Source organism: Ameyamaea chiangmaiensis, from assembly GCF_013376175.1.
Classification (GTDB): Bacteria; Pseudomonadota; Alphaproteobacteria; order Acetobacterales; family Acetobacteraceae; genus Ameyamaea; species Ameyamaea chiangmaiensis.
The window spans coordinates 1-909 of sequence record NZ_JABXXR010000334.1; the positions used below are offsets into that span (position 1 = coordinate 1).

The following is a 909-nucleotide window of genomic DNA, read 5'->3' on the forward strand; positions in this document are numbered from 1 at the left end:
GGCATGCTGGCCGCCGCGGTGCTGCAGACCGCCTCGACCGCGTTGCCGGTACGGCGGCCGATCGCCCCCATTCCACGTCCCGATGCCGCATCCTTCGCGCCGGCCGAGATCGCCCGTGGACGGATACTGGCGGCGGCCGGGGACTGCGCCGTCTGCCACACCGCGCCCGGCGAGGTTGCCAATACCGGCGGCCGGGCGCTGGACACGCCGTTCGGCCAGATCATCACCACGAACCTGACACCCGATGTCGAAACGGGGATCGGTGGCTGGTCCTACGCGGCGTTCGCGCGCGCGATGCGCGAGGGGATCAGCCGCGACGGCCGGCATCTGTATCCAGCCTTTCCCTATACGTCCTTCGCCCGCGTGTCGGACGCCGATCTTCGGGCACTGTACGCCTATCTGATGGTGCAGCCGGCCGTCGCGCGGGCGGTGCCGGCGACGAAGCTGGCCTTTCCCTATAACCTGCGTCCGACCATGGCGGCGTGGAACACGCTGTTCCACGATCCGACCCCGTACCGCGCCGATCCGTCGCGCTCGGACGAATGGAATCGCGGCGCGTATCTGGTTGACGGGCTGGGCCATTGTTCCGCATGCCACACGCCGCGCAATATTCTGGGGGCGGAGAAAAGCGGGTCCGCCTATCTGGCCGGGGGTGAAGCCGATGGCTGGATCGCGCCGCCGCTGGGCCTGATGTCCCGAGCACCGGTGCCGTGGAGCGTGGAGGCGATGGTGCGCTATCTTCGCCATGGCCATGACGACGCGCATGGCCCCGCGCTGGGCCCGATGGCGCCGGTGATCGAGGAGATGCACGCGCTGCCCGACGCCGACGTGCGGGCGATCGCCGTCTATCTCACCGAAGATGCGTCCCGTGCGGCCGGGCCGGCCCCCGATGCCGCAGCCGTCAGCGCC

General features: G+C 70.3%; 1 protein-coding gene. It reads left to right on the forward strand.

Going from position 1 to position 909, the window contains the following annotated elements:
* Positions 1 to 909, forward strand: a 909-nt coding sequence (locus HUK82_RS16890; protein WP_176615002.1) for a cytochrome c, incomplete at both ends; no start/stop codon positions are given.